Origin of the sequence: Vogesella fluminis (assembly GCF_014652335.1) — a bacterium.
Classification (GTDB): Bacteria; Pseudomonadota; Gammaproteobacteria; order Burkholderiales; family Chromobacteriaceae; genus Vogesella; species Vogesella fluminis.
Genome location: NZ_BMYP01000109.1, coordinates 1 through 1,180, shown reverse-complemented (window position 1 = coordinate 1,180; position 1,180 = coordinate 1). Strand labels below are relative to the sequence as shown.

Sequence of the window (1,180 nt, the reverse complement as noted above, 5' to 3'; positions counted from 1 at the left end):
AGGCGATGATTTTGGCAACAACGCCAGCACCAACGGTGCGACCACCTTCACGAATGGCGAAACGCAGACCTTCTTCCATCGCGATTGGAGCAATCAGCTCAACCTTGATTTCCACGTTGTCGCCTGGCATAACCATTTCCACGCCTTCTGGCAGACTAACCGCACCAGTCACGTCAGTCGTACGGAAGTAGAACTGCGGACGATAGTTAGCGAAGAATGGGGTGTGACGACCACCTTCTTCTTTCGACAGAACGTATACCGAACCAGTGAATGTGGTGTGTGGCTTGATCGAACCCGGCTTAACCAGAACCTGGCCACGCTCAACGTCTTCACGCTTGGTACCACGCAGCAGTACGCCTACGTTGTCACCAGCCTGACCCTGATCCAGCAGCTTGCGGAACATTTCCACGCCGGTGCAGGTGGTCTTGGCGGTATTCTTCAAGCCAACGATTTCCAGTTCTTCACCAACCTTGACGATGCCGCGCTCCACGCGACCAGTTACCACAGTACCGCGACCGGAGATCGAGAACACGTCTTCGATCGGCAGCAGGAACGGCTTGTCAACGGCACGCTCCGGGGTCGGGATGTAGGTATCCAGCGCATCGGCCAGACGGAAGATTGCCGGTTCGCCGTACTCGGACTGGTCGCCTTCCAGCGCCAGACGGGCGGAGCCGGTAACGATCGGAGTGTCATCGCCCGGAAATTCGTAGGACGACAGCAGGTCTCGCACTTCCATTTCAACCAGTTCCAGCAGCTCGGCATCATCCACCAGATCGGCCTTGTTCAGGAACACGATGATGTACGGCACACCAACCTGACGCGACAGCAGGATGTGTTCGCGAGTTTGCGGCATCGGGCCGTCAGCTGCAGAGCAAACCAGGATCGCGCCGTCCATCTGCGCAGCGCCGGTAATCATGTTCTTCACGTAGTCGGCGTGACCCGGGCAATCTACGTGGGCGTAGTGACGGGTTGCAGTTTCGTACTCCACGTGCGCGGTGTTGATGGTAATGCCGCGTGCTTTTTCTTCTGGCGCGCTGTCGATCTGCGAGTAGTCTTTCGCTTCGCCACCGAACTTCTTCGACAGAATGGTGGTGATCGCTGCAGTCAGAGTGGTTTTACCATGGTCCACGTGACCGATGGTACCAACGTTTACGTGCGGCTTGGTCCGCGCAAACTTTTC

Annotated in this window: 1 protein-coding gene; it reads right to left on the bottom strand. The window is 57.0% G+C overall.

Annotated elements, in window-relative coordinates; genetic code table 11:
* On the bottom strand, nt 1-1,180 hold a 1,180-nt coding region (gene tuf / locus IE083_RS15655; protein ID WP_189354959.1), incomplete at both ends, for an elongation factor Tu.